The 15,227-nt window shown below is 63.8% G+C and carries 15 protein-coding genes and 2 pseudogenes; 6 read left to right on the forward strand and 11 right to left on the reverse strand.

Translation table 11 applies throughout. The features are described from left to right. The first annotated feature begins 328 nt into the window (after window positions 1-328). Window positions 329-1,558: a choice-of-anchor P family protein gene (locus ACZY1F_RS00735; RefSeq protein WP_463939758.1), complete on the forward strand. Its 1,230-nt coding sequence runs from the start codon at window positions 329-331 to the stop codon at window positions 1,556-1,558. Between the two features lie 319 nt (window positions 1,559-1,877). Here the strand turns inward: ACZY1F_RS00735 and ACZY1F_RS00740 are convergent, their stop codons facing one another. The 3 genes and pseudogenes from ACZY1F_RS00740 to ACZY1F_RS00750 all read right to left on the reverse strand — a co-directional run. After that, window positions 1,878-2,144, reverse strand: coding sequence for a mycothiol transferase (locus tag ACZY1F_RS00740; protein WP_463939760.1), 267 nt, complete (start codon window positions 2,142-2,144; stop codon window positions 1,878-1,880). Between the two features lie 53 nt (window positions 2,145-2,197). Next, the gene (locus tag ACZY1F_RS00745; protein ID WP_463939761.1) at window positions 2,198-3,016 is read right to left on the reverse strand and encodes a DUF1206 domain-containing protein; all 819 of its coding nucleotides are present in this window, start codon (window positions 3,014-3,016) and stop codon (window positions 2,198-2,200) included. A 163-nt stretch (window positions 3,017-3,179) separates the two neighbouring features. Continuing rightward, a pseudogene (locus ACZY1F_RS00750) lies at window positions 3,180-3,280 on the reverse strand (recombinase family protein); the annotation flags it as partial. Here ACZY1F_RS00750 and ACZY1F_RS00755 point away from each other — a divergent pair. Then, a pseudogene (locus tag ACZY1F_RS00755) lies at window positions 3,280-3,484 on the forward strand (recombinase family protein); the annotation flags it as partial. The pseudogenes ACZY1F_RS00750 and ACZY1F_RS00755 sit on opposite strands and share 1 nt — an antisense overlap. 29 nt (window positions 3,485-3,513) lie before the next feature. On the opposite strand, the gene ACZY1F_RS00760 reads toward ACZY1F_RS00755, so the two are convergent. From ACZY1F_RS00760 to ACZY1F_RS00785, 6 genes are all read right to left on the reverse strand, one after another. After that, a complete protein-coding gene (locus ACZY1F_RS00760) occupies window positions 3,514-4,077 on the reverse strand; it encodes a chloramphenicol phosphotransferase CPT family protein (RefSeq protein WP_463939762.1) in 564 nt (187 codons plus the stop codon). Window positions 4,078-4,086: 9 nt separating this feature from the next. Next, window positions 4,087-6,624: an AMP-binding protein gene (locus ACZY1F_RS00765; protein WP_463939763.1), complete on the reverse strand. Its 2,538-nt coding sequence runs from the start codon at window positions 6,622-6,624 to the stop codon at window positions 4,087-4,089. 160 nt (window positions 6,625-6,784) lie between these two features. Continuing rightward, window positions 6,785-7,225 (reverse strand): HepT-like ribonuclease domain-containing protein, encoded by a 441-nt coding sequence (locus tag ACZY1F_RS00770; protein ID WP_463939764.1) that lies wholly within the window; start codon window positions 7,223-7,225, stop codon window positions 6,785-6,787. Next, window positions 7,222-7,668, reverse strand: coding sequence for a helix-turn-helix domain-containing protein (locus ACZY1F_RS00775; RefSeq protein ID WP_463939765.1), 447 nt, complete (start codon window positions 7,666-7,668; stop codon window positions 7,222-7,224). The genes ACZY1F_RS00770 and ACZY1F_RS00775 overlap by 4 nt, the downstream gene beginning before the upstream one ends. Window positions 7,669-7,787: 119 nt before the next feature. Further along, window positions 7,788-8,978, reverse strand: a complete 1,191-nt coding sequence (locus ACZY1F_RS00780; protein WP_463939766.1) for a type II toxin-antitoxin system HipA family toxin — start codon at window positions 8,976-8,978, stop codon at window positions 7,788-7,790. Beyond that, on the reverse strand, window positions 8,971-9,174 hold the full coding sequence (locus ACZY1F_RS00785; protein WP_463939767.1) for a helix-turn-helix transcriptional regulator: 204 nt from the start codon (window positions 9,172-9,174) through the stop codon (window positions 8,971-8,973). The genes ACZY1F_RS00780 and ACZY1F_RS00785 overlap by 8 nt, the downstream gene beginning before the upstream one ends. Before the next feature lie 182 nt (window positions 9,175-9,356). Between ACZY1F_RS00785 and ACZY1F_RS00790 the strand changes: the two genes are divergently transcribed. From ACZY1F_RS00790 to ACZY1F_RS00800, 3 genes are all read left to right on the forward strand, one after another. Then, the gene (locus tag ACZY1F_RS00790) at window positions 9,357-9,782 is read left to right on the forward strand and encodes a helix-turn-helix transcriptional regulator (protein ID WP_463939769.1); all 426 of its coding nucleotides are present in this window, start codon (window positions 9,357-9,359) and stop codon (window positions 9,780-9,782) included. 22 nt (window positions 9,783-9,804) lie between these two features. Beyond that, entirely contained in the window at window positions 9,805-10,206 is a 402-nt protein-coding gene (locus ACZY1F_RS00795) for a VOC family protein (RefSeq protein WP_463939770.1), read from the forward strand. 165 nt (window positions 10,207-10,371) lie between these two features. Beyond that, the gene (locus ACZY1F_RS00800) at window positions 10,372-11,346 is read left to right on the forward strand and encodes a hypothetical protein (protein ID WP_463939771.1); all 975 of its coding nucleotides are present in this window, start codon (window positions 10,372-10,374) and stop codon (window positions 11,344-11,346) included. Between the two features lie 120 nt (window positions 11,347-11,466). Here ACZY1F_RS00800 and ppsA read toward each other — a convergent pair whose 3' ends face one another. Further along, window positions 11,467-13,860, reverse strand: coding sequence for a phosphoenolpyruvate synthase (ppsA, locus tag ACZY1F_RS00805; RefSeq protein ID WP_463939772.1), 2,394 nt, complete (start codon window positions 13,858-13,860; stop codon window positions 11,467-11,469). A 151-nt stretch (window positions 13,861-14,011) separates the two neighbouring features. Beyond that, window positions 14,012-14,830 (reverse strand): pyruvate, water dikinase regulatory protein, encoded by an 819-nt coding sequence (locus ACZY1F_RS00810; protein WP_463939773.1) that lies wholly within the window; start codon window positions 14,828-14,830, stop codon window positions 14,012-14,014. 111 nt (window positions 14,831-14,941) lie between these two features. On the opposite strand from ACZY1F_RS00810, the gene ACZY1F_RS00815 reads away from it, so the two are divergent. After that, window positions 14,942-15,142: a hypothetical protein gene (locus tag ACZY1F_RS00815; RefSeq protein ID WP_463939774.1), complete on the forward strand. Its 201-nt coding sequence runs from the start codon at window positions 14,942-14,944 to the stop codon at window positions 15,140-15,142. The last annotated feature ends 85 nt before the right edge of the window (window positions 15,143-15,227 follow it).

A 15,227-nucleotide genomic window follows, 5' to 3' on the forward strand; every position in this document is an offset into this window, starting at 1 on the left:
GGCTGGTGCCTTTGCGGTGCCCGTTGCGGGGACCCGCCGGTAGAGCGTTGGCACGGAAATGCCGAGGCTGCTGGCAGGAACTCCCTGCCCGAATCCTGCCAGATTCCTTGCCAAATCTTGAGCCAAACGCGTCAAAGTAAAGAACGTTATCAATACTCAGAACAACTACGGCTGTTCATCTCGAAACCTGGAGCTTGAGTGGCGGTGCACTGGGTGAACTCGGACCTCAACTACACAGTCTGAGCACCACGGGAGAGAAAATCTTTACAACTTTTAGGGAGATTAAATGAAACGAATATTAGTCGCGTTAGTCGGTGCCCTGACGCTGGTGGTTGCGGGTCCCCTCGCCTCGGCCGGGGCTACCGTCCCGAGTATCACGCCCGCACAGGTCAACACCGGTTTCTCGGGCACCGCCTATGGTTCCTACATTTTCAATTCTGACAAGTCGCTCACATCGGGTCCGACGGCGAATTCAATGGTTAGCTGCACCGCCAGCACAGGAAAGACCGCCACTAATAACCTGGCCGGAGTCAATGTCCCCGCAGTCGGGACCATCGGCACCGCAACAACAAGTGTCAAGACGCTGCTGTCGACAACAGGTAAGCGTATCGAGGGACGGTCAACCGTTGCCGGTGCGAACCTATTGGGCGGACTCATCACGGCCGGGGCTATTACCTCCGAGAGTTCCGCCGAAAAGAACACCGCAGGAATATTTACCGGCACCAATAATACGACTATTGCCAGTCTCACAGTCCTGGGTGTCCCAGTGAATGTCAGTCCGGCTGCTAACACGCTTATTGACCTCAAGCTGCCGCTCCTGGGTTCGATTGGCAAAATTACTCTCAATGGCCAGGAGAAACGAATGGTCAACGGCGTCTATGAGGTATCCACGACGGCGCTGCGCGTACAGATCCTCAAAGCCGGGCTCTCGGGCCTCAAGGCCGGAACGGACATCCGTCTCGGTGTCAGCATCGTCAAGCTGGCGCCCCCGCAGTCTGGTTATCTAACTGGTGCAGGGTTTAGTACAAGGGCCGCATTGTTGTCCGGTCTCGTCGGATCAGGTCCGACGGCGTATGCCGTGATCAAGTGCGGCGGCGGAACCTCAACCGCAAACTTGGCCGGGGTCACCATTCCTGGTGTTGCAACGGCCGGTGTCTCCTCGACGACGGCTACCGGTGTTCTGGCGCCCCAGCCCAAGAGCACTGTGACCAACACCCTTGCGGGGCTCAACGTGCTGAGCGGCTTGATTCAGGCTGACGCTATCAAGTCAGAGACCAGTGCCAGCCGGGCCCTGGCAGGCGGCAAGGTCACCTTCACGGACACTTCGTCGTTTGTCAATCTCAGGATCGCCGGGCAGCCGGCGATCAACGCCTCTGTTGCACCCAACACCGTGATCCAGGTGCCGGGTCTGGGCCAGGTCACGCTGCATAAGGTGACCAAGTCGACCACGACAATAGCCGTCACCATGATCGAAATCGTCTTGAATCAGGCGCTCGGCGCACTGCCCACAGGATCGAAGATTCAGATCGGCTATTCGAGCTCGGGCATCGGGTCGTAGACGCTCGACATAAGGCCAGGGGTGTCGCCGCCATCCGCGGCGGCGCCCCTCCGTCTTTCCGGCGCGGTCACCCTCCCGGCCTCCACAAAAGTCGGGCTCCTGATTCGGCGATCGTCATCGTTCGGCCCGTGAAGCCAAGGCCCCTGCAAGGCACGCACCACCGGGCGGAGCCCCGAAAGCATGTATCTTTGCTTGGGCTGTCTTTCGTCCAACTCGAGATTAGCCCCGGCCTTGGAGGTCGGCGCGAACGTTATACCGACCTCAAGAGCCGGGGTGCCATTCCGGTGTCCGACTTTTACGTGGTTGCCAGGTAACGCCGCTATCGGTGCTGGTGAGAGTCGGTTGCGCGCGGTTGGGTCGGCCCCCCGTAACCGCGAGCAACCGGCTCTAGGTGCTCGCAGTACTCTTGCCACCACGCCGGGTCCCCGGCTGCCATATTGTCGTTGCCGTCCCGGTGGCCGACGCTGCCGTCGGCCAACTCACGCACGATGTCTGCATGACCGGCATGCCGATGTGTTTCGGCAGTCACGTGGCCCAATATGCGGGCGAGGGTAACCGGGTTGCTCGCCTCGCGCCACCACGGCACGTAGCCGGAAGCACCAAGCGGCAGCAGGGAAATTGTTGCGTCGGCCGGGGACCTTACATCCGCGCGAATTTGGCCTTCACCATCAAGTAGAGCCCATAACAGATCAGACCCGCGCCGACGGCGGTCAGCATGTAAACCCCGTACGGCTGCTCGCGCAGCGCCTTCAATCCGCCATCCAGGCCAGTGGACTCCTGAGGGCGGGCGTTGGCGGTGGCGATAATGAACAGCAATCCCACCAGAAACAGTGCGACGCCCTCGGCCACGTAGCCAACCACTCCCAGCCCAGTCACGACGGCCCGGCCGGTGCCCGAGGACGGCAGCCTCAGATCCTTCTTGAACGATCCTTTGACTCCGAGGACCACGAAGACAAGCCCGGCGACGGCGATCCCGGCCCCGATGACGATCAGCAGGACCGAACCCCCGGGCGCCTTCATGATCGAAAGCGTGAAATCGCTCGTGGACTGTCCGCTGTTCTTGCTGTTTCCGCTAGCGGAGGCAGCAAACGTCAGCGCCATGACGGCGAACACCACAGCCTTGCCGGCTGCGGAAAGCTTCTTCCCGACCTTCTTCCCGGCCTCCAGCTGACCGTAATCGAACACGGCGTTGCTGGTTTGCCAGAGCGCCAGAGCCACGCAGGCGGCGAACCCGGCCCACAGCAGCAGCAGACCCTGCGGCTGGGCGGCGAGTTGGGCGACTGCACCGGCCTGATCCGCCTGTCCGGCCTTGCCTAGTGCCAACTGGATGGCGACGAACCCGATCAGCAGGTGCAACAGGCCGCTGACGGCAAAACCTGCCCTGGCGGCAATCACTAGAGCCCTAGAGTTCGATGCATCCTCGACCGCGTTCGCGGCCTCCTTCAGCTCTCTCTTCATTTCCGATCCTTAGCGCAAGCGCAAACGCAGATGCGGTGATGCGTATAGCCTATTTTGTCACGGGAGGACACCCACAGACAGGCCTGGTCGGAGACAGCGAAGACAACGTCCGCGGGAGCCTGTGGAGACACTCCAATTCGTTCCGTTAGACGGTCCCCCACCCGCGGCGGGTGAGTTCGTCGACAATGTCCTTCGCGTCGCGTCGTGCAGCGACCGGGCCGGGCGGTCGAGTTTGGTCACGACCAGGGTGTCCCCGGCCCGGCAGGGCACGGACCCGGGAAGGCATGGCGGTCGCCAAGGCGAAGGGTCGCCTGCGGGGAAACAGCCCAAGCTGTCCAAACACAGGAAGCCCACCTGGTCTCCGTTCACCGGGCAGGGACGCACACGACCGTGGAACTTGCCGGACTCTTCGCGGTAGCGCGCTCAACCGTCTACCGTGCCATCAGACGCTCAGGCGACGCCGCATGACCGCTTTGCGTGATTTCCCTACTGATCCCTCAGCGGTCGGACATCTTGAGCGGGAGTCGGCTCGCGATGTCGTGTGCGCATTCTTCGGTTGAGCGGTCTGTGGTGTTGACCTCTAAGTCGTAAACGACTCCGCTGTGCACGATCAAAGCTTGCTGTCGCGCCATTCCTTCCACGCGGTCAGCGCGTTGTGCTTCGCGGGATGCGGCGACATCCGGGTCGCAGTGGATTCCCACCCACATGAAGCTCACGTCGCTAAACGTAGACTGCAGACGCTTCTGTCCAGCACCCCCGGAAAGCAGAACCTCATCAAGGATCAGGTGGGCCCCCGCCCTGGCCATACTGCTGAGCCCGGCGTACCAAGTGCGTTCTAGGGCCCGGTGCTCAGCGCTGAAGGTAATAGTGCCGTCCCGCTCGTACGTTATTCCCGCCCGCGGGCTGTTACCTCGACCGGGAAGAGCTTCGATGAACGTGTCGACGCCGAAGGTCAACCAGATGCCCGGAAGGATTCCCTGAAGAGCTCGACTAATCGAGGACTTACCGGAACTCGAACCCCCGTTCAGCACAAGCACCAGGGGGTTCTGGTCAGTAGACATTCCACGAGCCTAGCCCAGAGGGCGTCGCCTCTTGGCGCGGGCAATGACCGTTGGCGCCTGGCTGCACAGTGCCCAGTACGCCGAGCCTGCGGCCAGTGAGGCCACGACGGCGAGCGCGGGGCTGAGCTCAACCACCAGCGGGTATACCAGCCAATGCACCAGGTAAATATGCAGGGACGCGCTCGCCAGCAGGACACTGAGGCGCCGCAGCCCGGCCGGGACGGGGAGGCTGGGGAGCCACAGGAGCAGGAGGATCCCGGCAACGACCGTCAGTTCGCGGTAGGGATTCTCGAAGAACCCCGGGATGGTCAAAGCGGCCACGAGGCTCAGGGTGTACCGCTGAAGGATGTGAGTGGCCCGGGCAACTGCCCATCCCAGCGCGAAGAGCCAGAGCGCCGGCGTCGTGTGCGGAATTCCCGGCTCAAAAAGCTCATACCGGGTGAGCAGCCCGGCGCCGAGCAACGCCAGCGGAAAAAGGAACGGGAAGCGCTTTTCGGCCCGGCTGACCCAGGGCAGGGCGAGCAGTGCCGTCATGCTGACCAGCAGGTAGACCAGCACCTCAATGAACCAGAAATGCGACCGTGCGGTCACCTCTTCGGGTCCGATAATGGCGTTGAGGAGAACGATATTCGCCAAGCTGTATCTGTCGGTGATCAGGTAGGCGAACCCGATGAAGGCCATGCTGGGGATGATCACCCTGGCCAGGCTGGCTGCTTGTTTCCGCAGCCGCGGCAGACGTTCCCCGGACAGTTGGAACCGGGCAAAGTTGAAACCAGCCACGGCCAGAAGCACGTGGGCGGCACCCTGCCAGTGCAGGAATCCGATATGGGTGCTCACAATCAGGAAAATGGAGACCGCTCGCAGCACGATGCTGGTTTCAAGCCGGGCGAACAGGCGGCGCTTGCGCAGCCGCGGCTGTTCAAGGCGGGCCCCAAGCACTCCCACCGGGGTGATGTGCCAGTCCGGGGGCAAATGTCCCAATGCCTGCTCAAGTCGCACGGACGCTGCCACATACGAAAGCGAGTCCCCTCCGAGCGAAACGAACGTGTCGTCGTCGGAAATGTCTGTCAGCTCCAGCGTGTCTTCAAAAATCCGGACCACACTGTCCGGTGGGTTAGCTCCGGGCTTCGCGCTGGAAGCCGCGTCCTGAATTATGGGATCGCCCTGTTTGGGCTGTTTGGCGAGGGCCAGGACGGCCGGGTAGTCCAGCTTGCCGGACGCCAGACGCGGGAGCTCCGGCACCGCGCGGACTTCCAGGGCAGCGCGCGGCAGGCCTATCCCCTGGGCGAGGAGCTTGCCCAGCAGCGCTGGGTCGTGTTCACCCTCGACGGCGACCGCGAGCCTTTGGTCCGTGCCGGCACTGGCCGCCTGAATACCAAGATCTGCAAGGAGCCGTTCAACTTGCCCAAGGTCGACCCGGAGACCGACGATCTTGACGAACCGGCTGCGCCTTCCCACTACCTCGTACTGGCCATCCGGGTTCTGGCGTGCCAGGTCTCCGGTGCGGAGTTCATCCACCGTCCGCCCGAGGCCGAGGTCCTCCGGCGTCTGGGCATAACCCAGCATCACGTTGGGCCCGGAATAGACCAGTTCCCCGTGCTCCAGTCCGGGGAGCGGGTCTATCCGGAAGGCGCCGCCGGGGATAGGGATTCCGATGGCGCCTGGCGACGTCCCTGCCAGCCGGGGAGGGAGGTAGGCCATCCGTGCGGTGGCCTCCGTCTGCCCGTACATCACAAAGAGATCCCAGCTGCTCCGTGTGCCCAGTTCGGAGTAACGCCGGACCAGGTCAGGGCCGAGCCTGCCGCCAGCCTGTGTCACATATCTGAGGGTGGGCAGATTCATCGCGGCGAACCCCACCCGTTCGAGCAACTCGAAGGTGTAGGGAACGGCTGCGAAGGACGTTGCCCCCTCGCGGCGGAACAGATCCCAGAAGCAGGGGTCCACCACGGACAGATCCGTTAGGACCACGCTGGCCCCACGCAGCAGGTGGCTGTTGATCACTGACAGTCCATAGCAGTAGGACATGGGCAGCGTGGTCATTGCCCGGTCATTTTCGGTGATGCCGAGGTACTCCGCGATGGACTCTGCGTTCGCTTCGAGGTTTTCGTAGGACAGCCGCACGAGCTTGGGTGAACCGGTGGAACCTGAAGTGCTCAACAGAAGCGCCAGGTCGGGGTGCAGAGTGTGTCCGGTGCCGGGCCGTCGTTCTTCCATCACTGTCCGGCCGTTCGCGGAACTAAGGATCACGTCCGGATCATAGGCCGCGACGAGGGATTCCAGGGCGGCAGGCTTGTCCGCGGGCAGGAGGATCAGCGGATGACCGGCGGCCATAGCCGCCAAATACCCCACCAACGAGTCAATATCGTTACCGGCCGTCAGGGCCACCAGCCGACGTTCGGTACCGAGGCGCCGGCCCAGATCCTCAACACGCTCAGCCAATTCCCGATACGTCAGGACGCCAGTGCTGGTGGCAACGGCAGTCCTGTCGCCGTTGCTCGCGAGGTTGGCGGCAAACGACAGGCGCTGAAGGTCAAGTTGGGTGCTCATGGCGTGCGGTCCGTAGGTGTCTTCGACGAATTTAGGGGAGGCTATCCTTCGAAGAGTACAGCGGCCATTTGCAAATTAAGAAACCAATATATGCCTTATTTCTCCAGCGGGTGGTGTAATGCCTTGCGTCCGTCCGGATGTGGCTGAGGTAGCGGGCCCTCTAGGACCAGCGTTCGACGTCGGCACGCATGCTGGCAAGCTGGGTCCTGAGCTCCGGCAGACTCCGCGCTGCCGTTTGCCACACCGTGTCGTTACGAATGGCCCCGTAGTCATGAGAGAGCACATTCCGGAGTCCGCGCATCTGACGCCAGGGTATCGCCGGGTACTGCACCCGCACGATATCCGGGATCCGGTCCGCGGCAGTGTTCAGGTCAATGAGGATGGATTTCATGGCCTCGCGTGACCGCCAATTGTCAGGATCGCTGAAGGCAGGCTCACCCTCGTCTACGATCTGCTGTGCCCAGCCCAGCCGTTCCTCCATGTCGCCGATCAGCTGGAGGACCCGCTCCTTCGGGGCCGTCGCGAGGGAGAGAGTCAGATCGTTTTGCTCTCGTGGCGCGAACTGGCCGCCCGCGGGATTCTCTTCGGGGTGCCCGCTCACAGGGGAACTGCTTCGCTGAGGATGCGCTCCATTATTGGGCCCCCTGAACCCGATGGGACGATATCCACTTCCACCCCGAGCAGGTCAATCATGTCCAGGCGGAAGCCGGACAGGTCGAAGAGCGTTGCACCGGGTTCGAGGTCAACCAGGAGATCGACGTCGGATGCCGGTGTGTCCTCGCCTCGTGCCAACGATCCGAAAACACGGACGTTGTGTGCTTTGTATCTGTGGGCGATCGCAAGTGTCTCGCCGCGGTGTTCAGCGAGGATCTCTGATGGCCGGCGCCTCAACACATGCATAATCCGGTCAAGGGTTTCGGGCCGGGGGATGCGCTTCCCAGATTCATAAGCGGAGAGATTCGGCTGGCTGACGTTCGCAAGCTCCGCGAGCCGCTTCTGGCTCAGCCCGGCACGAAGCCTCTTCTCCGCTATCCCACTGGTCATAGCTCAAGTATATCGGGGCGATATACAATCGGGGCGGGGAAATCGGCCCGGGAGCCGACGATCGGGATGTGCCCTGGCGGCGGAGGGCGGGCGTCAAAATTCTCCGTGGACATTCCAGATCAGCCCCTGAGCTCGGCGCGGCGGAAGCGGAGTTCCCGCAGCGCCCCGTTCAGAGGTGGCCCGGTAAAGGGAAGGTTTTCCAGATCGCTTGCCGTGGCTGCTGCCAGCGCGATCTTGTTGGCAGCGGTGGCCGCACGTGCGGGCAGCCCGATGCTGGCCGCAAACTCCTGCCAATGCCGGGCTTTGAGGTTCTTCACGCGGCCGGAGATGGTCAGCGCCATGGTGTCATCGCCGTAGAGCAGCGTGCAGGGGATGTCGTAGACCGGTGCCACTACCCAGGCGCCGTGCCGGCCCTCCAGGACCGACGCGTTCTTGGCATGCAGGTCACCGTTTCCGGTCAGCCACGCGAACACAAACTGCAGGTAGAGGTTCCTGACGGCAACAGCTTTGGCTTTGCACAGCCCAGCCAGCGCCTCGACCACTTCCTCGGAGCTCACGGCATATTTTGATGCCGGGGGAAGGTTCAGGACCTGTGCGGCATCCTCCAGGGCCAGGCGCAGCAGCCCGTGGTCCTGCGTACGGTCGAACCGCTCCACGAGGAGTCCGGGCAGGCCGTTCCGGTTCACGACCACACTGTGCCTGGCCACCGGGATTTTCAGGGCCTTAGCCCCGGTGAGGTGTGCTGCTTCATTCAGCACCAGATGAGGGTGCCGGGGCGGATCCAGTTTGAGCAGGTACCGGCGGTTGGCCAGGGCAACCGGGGTGGTCAGCATCGACGCGCTGGCCTTAGCCTGGACTCCCGGTAGCCCGTGCCGGTCCACCGCGTCGGCGAGGGCAGCAAAATCCAGGTTCTCCGGGCGCGACGTGTCCGCCAGCGGCAGTGGCTCCGCAGGCACGTCTCCGGCGGGGACGATCTGCACGTCACCGGGAACGTCGGCCCCCACGGCCAACAGAAGGCTGAGCTCATCGCCCAGGCTGGTCTTCACGGCGTCCTTCAGTACGGTGAGGCGGTGGCCCTCGGGCAAGAGGCCGGAGAAGAAGGACGGCAGCGCGCCACTGGGCGTTTCCAGCGGCTCCGCGACAACAGGCAAGGTGGTCGCGACGGGGCGGCCGGCTGAGCTGAGATAGCTCGGCGTGTAGGACAAGACGACGCTGCCGCGGCTGGTCCGGTTCAAATGTGCCGCCAGGACACCTGCTTTGTACACATCCGCGCTGCGGACGAATTTCAGTCGCCCCAGGTCCTCACTCATCGGTAGCCTTGAGGCGCAGCCCCACAGCGTTGGCCGCGGCGGCTACCGTGACCAGGGATGGATTGCCGGTCCCGGTTTCGATGGCGTGAACGGTCCGGGAGGACGTACCGATCAGGTCGGCCAGCGTGCCCTGGGTGATACCAGCTTCCTTTCGGGCGCGCCGAATGCTGGCCCCGATGGCTGCGACGTCCTCCACTGTTGCTCCTTCTGAAATATATTGCTGATTCCGCCGGTTTCACTACCCACCTTTCCCTACGGACTAAAAATCTGCAACATATTTCTGAAAATGCGCTGTGGCCACTGATGATGGCGGACGAAAGCTCGAATCAGAAGAATATTTCCGATGATCCATTGTCCCGCGGCTACTAGAATGGCGACATGACACCGCAGGAGCTGGCTAACTTGGCACATTTGCGCCGTGCCCGCGACCTGATCGACCGCGAGTACGCCCGGCCGCTGGACGTCCCCACCATGGCCACCGGCGCGCTCATGTCCGCGGCGCACTTCTCCCGCCAGTTCAAGGCCGCCTACGGTGAGACGCCTTACAACTACCTCATGACGCGGCGGATCGAACGCGCCATGGCGCTGCTCCGCGCCGGCGCCAGCGTGACCGACGCCTGCATGGAGGTGGGCTCCACGTCCCTGGGTTCGTTCAGCTCGCGGTTCACCGAGATCGTGGGCATAACGCCAAGCGCCTACCGGGCCCGCGAACACCACGCCGTGAAAGCCATGCCCACCTGCATCGCCCGGCAGCACACCCGGCCCGCGCGCAAACCGAGCAGGATTGAAGAAGCTTCTTCCTAGCCGCTCCCCTAGCGTGGGAGACATGAACATTTCATTGAAGTACGCACACGTCACCGTCAACGATCTCGATGAGTCCCTCGCGTTCTACCGCGACGCCCTCGGCCTGGAAGTAAGGAACGACGTCGGCTCGGACGGACAGCGCTGGGTCACCCTGGGCAGTGCCGCCCAGCCCGACCTTGAGATTGTCCTGTCGCCCCCGCACGCCGGCCGCTCCCAGGCCGACGGGGACGCCATCCAGGAGCTGCTCACCAAGGGCGTTATGCCCATGCTCGTGTTCAACACGGACGATCTCGACGCCGCCTTCGAAGCCGCCCGGGCCTCCGGCGCGGAGGTCCTCCAGGAGCCCATCGTCCAGCCCTGGGGCCCGCGCGACTGCGCCTTCCGTGACCCGTCCGGCAACATGATCCGCATCAACCAGGGCTAACGACGCGCAAGTTCGTTTTCGAGGCGGACATTCCGTTCCGCAGTCCATATTCCGGGTGCGCCCGGGAAGGTGCGCGTCGGAAACGAACAAGCGCGTCGCCAGGACTTCTCCACATAGCGGCACTTACCCCTCCCACCGAGGGCGCGCAGCTGGCATCTTCGCTACATGACCGACTTTCCATCGCTTCTTTTGGCCCGCGACCGCGCCTTTCACGGGCTGACCCCGAATGACCTCGCCAAGCACGTAAAGGCCGGTTCCCTGGTCCGCGTCCGGCACGGCGTCTACACGGACGGCCAGGTGTGGAAGGGGCTGAAGGCGTGGGAACAATATCGCCTCCGCGTCCAGGCAGCTGCGGAAACGTTCGAGAAACCCACGGTCTTCGCCCGGCACTCCGCCGCCAGCGTGTGGGGAATTCCCACCATCGGCCTGCACCACCCGGTCCAGGCGCTCACCATGAAGAACGACGGCGGCCGGTCACGTGCCGGAGTCCGCCGCCACTTTGCTACGCCGGCGGGTCTGATGGTGGTCCAACGGGAGGGCCTGCTCGTCACCGGCCGCATCCGCACGGTCCTGGACCTGGCAGCGTTTGCGCCGTTCACGGAGGCGGTAGCGCCGCTGGACCACGTGCTGAAACCGGACCGCTCCCTGCGACTGAGCGCCCTGACCAAGAACGAGTTATTGGCGGCCCTCGGCACGAACTACTCGGCGGCCGCCGGGCGGAGGATAGTGAACGCTGTTGCTTTCGCGGACCCGTTGTCCGCTTCCGCAGGGGAGTCCTACAGCCGCGCCCTTATGCACGTGGCCGGTTTCGACGCCCCGGTCCTGCAGCAAGCCATCCACGACAGGGACGGCTTGGTGGGCTACACCGACTTCTATTGGAAGCAGGCCAAGGTTGTGGGCGAATTCGATGGCGAGGAGAAGTACCTCAAACCCGAGTACCTCAAGGGCCGGACCGCGTCGCAGGCGGTGATGGAGGAAAAGAAGCGCGAGAACCGAATCCGGTCCACCGGGTTAGACGTGGTGAGGTGGGATTGGGCCGAGCTGATGGAGCCCGGAAAGCTGGAACGCAAGCTGGCAGCGGCCGGCGTGCCCCGCCGTCGTGCGCGTTCTGCGGTTTTCGACGCGCAAACCCGGCTGTGACCCGCAGATTCCCTGGCCCTACCGATATTTAGCCCTCGACAAGGAATCTGCGCAGCGTAAAGAAATCTGCGTAGCGCCAGGACGACGTCGGCACCCAACCCGGGTGCCGACGTCGTCCGTTCAGCTCGCGGCGGGGACGGCCGTGGCGCCGGCGAGCCGGAGCCAGGTGTCCACCACGGTGTCGGGGTTCAGGGAGACGGAATCGATGCCTTCCCCGACCAGCCATTCGGCGAAGTCCGCGTGGTCGCTGGGACCCTGGCCGCAGATGCCCACATATTTGCCGCGCTCCTTGCAGGCCTTGATGGCCATGCTCAGGAGCTTCTTGACGGCAGGATCCCGCTCATCGAAGCCGCCCGAGACGATCGCGGAGTCCCGGTCCAGGCCCAGGGCCAGCTGGGTCATGTCGTTGGAGCCGATGGAGAAGCCGTCGAAGTAGTCCAGGAAGTCATCCGCCAGCAGCGCGTTGGACGGAATCTCGCACATCATGATCACCTCGAGGCCGTTCTCGCCACGGACCAGGCCGTTCTCTGCCAGCAGCTCGATGACGCCGCGGGCCTCGTCCAGGGTCCGCACGAACGGGATCATCAGCTTGACGTTGGTCAGGCCCATCTCGTTACGGACAAAGGACAGGGCCTCGCACTCGAGGTCGAAGCAGTCCCGGAAGGACGGCTCCAGGTACCGTGAGGCGCCGCGGAAGCCGAGCATCGGGTTCTCTTCGTGCGGCTCGTAGGCCGGTCCGCCGATGAGGTTGGCGTACTCGTTGGACTTGAAGTCGGACATGCGCACAATCACCGGCTCCGGCGCGAAGGCCGCCGCGATGGTGGACACCCCCTCGGCCAGGCGCTTGATGTAGTAGTCGCGCGGGCTGTCATAGGCGGCGATCCGTTCCCGGATTTCCGCGGCCACGTCCGCCGGCTGGCTGTCCAGGTTCAGGAGCGCCTTGGGGTGGATGCCGATCTGGCGGTTGATGATGAATTCCAGCCGGGCCAGGCCCACGCCGTGGTTGGGCAGCTGCGCGAAGGTAAACGCCTGCTCCGGGGTACCCACGTTCATCATGACCTTGACCGGGGCCTCGGGGAGCTCGGTGATGGCGGTTTCCTCAACGCTGAAGTCCAGGAGCCCTTCGTAGATGGTGCCGGTCTCGCCGTCGGCGCAGGAGACTGTCACCTCGAGGCCGTCGGTGAGGGAATCCGTGGCACTTCCGGTACCGACGACGGCGGGAATCCCCAGTTCGCGGGCGATGATGGCCGCGTGGCACGTGCGTCCGCCGCGGTTGGTGACGATGGCGGAGGCACGCTTCATGATCGGTTCCCAGTCAGGGTCGGTCATGTCCGCGACCAGGACATCGCCGGTCTTGAAAGCGGCCATCTGGTCGATCGCGGTGAGAATGCGGACGCTGCCGGCACCGATCCGCTGGCCGATCGCGCGGCCCTCGGCCAGCACCCGACCGGTCGCGTTGAGGCGGAAACGGCTCAGGCTGCCGGCGGCGCGGCGGGACTGCACGGTCTCCGGGCGCGCCTGCAGGATGTACAGGCCGCCGTCGGTTCCGTCCTTGCCCCACTCAATGTCCATGGGACGGCCGTAGTGGTTCTCGATGGCGACGGCGTGCCGGGCGAGCTGCTCGACGTCCTCGTCGCTGAGGCTGAAGCGGCTCCGCAGCTTGGCCTCCACCGGCACGAAGTCGATGGTGCGGCCGATCTCCTGACTGTCCGTGTAGGTCATCTGGAGGGCCTTTTCGCCCAGTCCGCGCTTGAGGATGGCCGGGCGGCCGGCCTGCAGCGCGGGCTTGTAGACGTAGAACTCATCCGGGTTCACGGCGCCCTGGACCACGGCCTCACCCAGGCCGTAGGAGGACGTGACAAACACGGCGTCCTGGAAGCCGGACTCGGTGTCCATGGTGAACATAACGCCGGAGGCCCCGACGTCGGAGCGCACCATCCGCTGGATGCCGGCGGAGAGTGCCACCTCGGCGTGTTCGAACTTGTGGTGCACGCGGTAGGCGATGGCGCGGTCGTTGTAGAGGGATGCGAACACATCCTTGATGGCGATCAGGATGTTCTCGATGCCGCGGACGTTCAGGAAGGTTTCCTGCTGCCCGGCGAAGGAGGCGTCCGGGAGGTCTTCCGCGGTTGCGCTGGAACGGACGGCCCAGGAGAGGTCTTCGGAGCCGGCATGCTTGTCCACCAGCTGCTGGTAGGCATCCCTGATCTGCGTCTCGAAGTCCGGCAGGAAGGGCGTCTCGCGGATCAGGGTCCGGATTTCCTGGCCGGCCGCGGCGAGGGCCGTCACGTCATCAGTGTCCAGGCCAACCAGCCGGTCCACGATTTTCTGGTCCAGGCCGGAATCTGCCAGGAAGGTGCGGTAGGCGTCCGCCGTTGTCGCGAAACCGTCCGGGACCTGCACGCCGGCGGAGGTCAGGTTCTGCACCATCTCCCCGAGCGAGGCGTTTTTGCCGCCTACCCGGTCAAGGTCCTTGAGTCCGAGTTCTGAGAACCACAGGATGTCTGTCGTCATAGTTGCTGCTCCTTTGCAGATGATGGCATGCGGGGGCGCCGCCCCGCGCGCGGCTGTGGCCGGTTGGTGGGCGCGAATCCTGTCTACAGTGACAGGTCCGGAGCACCTTTCCAACATGATGTGCGCCACACAGGGATTGTGAAAATTTTCTCTAATGCTTGAGGTTCATGCGCTGCAGGATGGTGGCGGCCATTTCTTCCACGGACACGGTGGCCGAATTCAAGTACGGGATCCGGTGCGAGACGTACAGCTGCTCCGCGCTGCGCAGCTCGAAGCCGCACTGCCGCAGCGATGCGTAAGGTGAGCCGCGGCGCCGTTCGGTGCGGATCTGGCTCAGCCGCAGCGGGTTGGAGGACAGCCCGAAGCATTTCTCAACAAAGGGCCGCAGCGGCTTGGGCAGCCCTTCCCGCTGAAAGTCCTCGTCCACCAGCGGGAAGTTCGCGGCGAAGATGCCGTGCTGGAGCGCCAGGTACATGGTGGTGGGCGTTTTTCCGCAGCGGGACGGAGCCACCAGGATGACCTGCGCCTTTTCCAGCGCCCGCAGGCTCTGGCCGTCGTCGTGTTCCATGGCGTACTCGACGGCGGCCATCCGGGACTGATACCGCTCCGCGTTGCCCAGGCCGTGCGCCCTGCCCGGTTCACCGCTGGCCTGCGCGCCGAGGGCCTGCTCCAGCTGTCCCACGTGCGTCCCGATGAGATCCACGATGATCCCCTGGCACTTTGCAATGGCCTGCCTGATGTCACCGCTGACGGCCGTGGAAAAAACGATGGGCCGCGGGCCGGTGGCAACCAGTTTGTCGATGGTGCCCACCACGGATCTGGCCTGTTCAACGGTGGTGATGAACGGGACTGTGATGCGGTCAAAGTTGTTGGCGGGGAACTGCGTCAACAACGTGTTGCCGAGCGTTTCCGCGGTGATGCCGGTGCTGTCCGAAAGGAAGTAGACAGGCCGAATCTGGTGATTGGTCATGAAGGCATTCTGCACCGGAGAGACGACACGGAAAAATCACCCGGCTGAAACACCCCCGCAACCTGGGCGGGGCATGCTGGGCATAGGGGAACAACCAGCAGGGGGCACAGCATGATGATTGACCAGGTACAGACCGCAAAAATCCAACCCGGCGACCACATCGAGGCGTGGCACAACGGCAAGCTGTTCCACAAAGGCCGGGTGACCGACGTCGTGCGTTCCCTGGACCTGATCTGGATCCTGGACGCCAGGACCGGCACGCGGAAGCTGCTGGACCCGGACGCTCTGGAGATCATCCGGGTGCGGGACTAACGTGGTGCCTGGTGGGCCAGCCGGCTAGGGCTGGCCACCAGGAAAGACAATAGCTGCGAGAGTTGGGCCGCACGTTCGCACCTTT

It is taken from the genome of Pseudarthrobacter xylosi (genome assembly GCF_055412765.1).